General features: G+C 62.2%; 1 protein-coding gene. It reads right to left on the bottom strand.

The window, feature by feature from the left end:
• Positions 1 to 82: 82 nt before the first annotated feature.
• Entirely contained in the window at positions 83 to 637 is a 555-nt protein-coding gene (locus tag AC0L3K_RS40655; protein ID WP_219684943.1) for a flavodoxin family protein, read from the bottom strand.
• Between the last annotated feature and the right edge of the window lie 180 nt (positions 638 to 817).

Raw genomic sequence — 817 nt, 5'->3', positions numbered from 1 at the left:
TATCCGCGTCGGGAAGGTACCGCGGACCTTTTCCGTCAGCACATGCGCCTGATAGGCGCTACGCTCGCAATGACGGGTGAGGTTAGCCGTTGCGGCTTGCCATTTTGGCCAATCGCTGACCGAGATATTCGGCCGTGCTGAGGTCGGTCTGAGGCAAGACGCTGTCGACCAGATGCGTCGCAAGGCCAAGCTGGCTGCCCAACCGATTGCGGCCACTCGGATCCTCCCCACCCGGAATATCCAGTCCGCACCAGAGCATGCCGTGCTGCGCGGCCAGAATGGAAAAGTAGGTCAGTGTGTGGAGTTGATCGCCGCCTGCGCAGGCGCCGGTGGTGAACCCGGCTGCGAACATGTTGGCCCATTGTTGCCGGCTCCATCGATCGCTTGAAGCATCGGCAAACGCTTTGAATTGAGCGGCTGGTCCGCCCATATAGGTCGGGCTGCCAAATGCAACTGCGTCGGCGCGGTCGATCGTCTCCAGTAAGCTCTCATTCTGGAAGCGGCCTGACACGATGTCGCCGCCGGTGATGCGACATAGCGAGACCTCCGCCTTGCCATCCGCTCCGCGCGCAACCGCATGCGCCAGCTTCTCGGTGGTGCCTGAGATGGAAAAATAGACGATGGCGAGCAGGGGCATGGTGGTGCCACTTTGGTGGGACCTCGCCATCTTTGACGCTGTCGATGTCTTGTACAAGTCCCGCCACGCCGTCATTGCGAGCGCAGCGAAGCCCCCCACAACCCTTTGGCCGGCGGGGGGTAGGGTTTTTTATGACCGGGCGACAGAAGGGCGGGGGGTGGTGGGGGGGGGTGTAGGAGT

The sequence above is a fragment of the Bradyrhizobium sp. MI1.10 genome (assembly GCF_055811035.1).
This window is presented reverse-complemented; position numbering and strand designations above follow the sequence as displayed.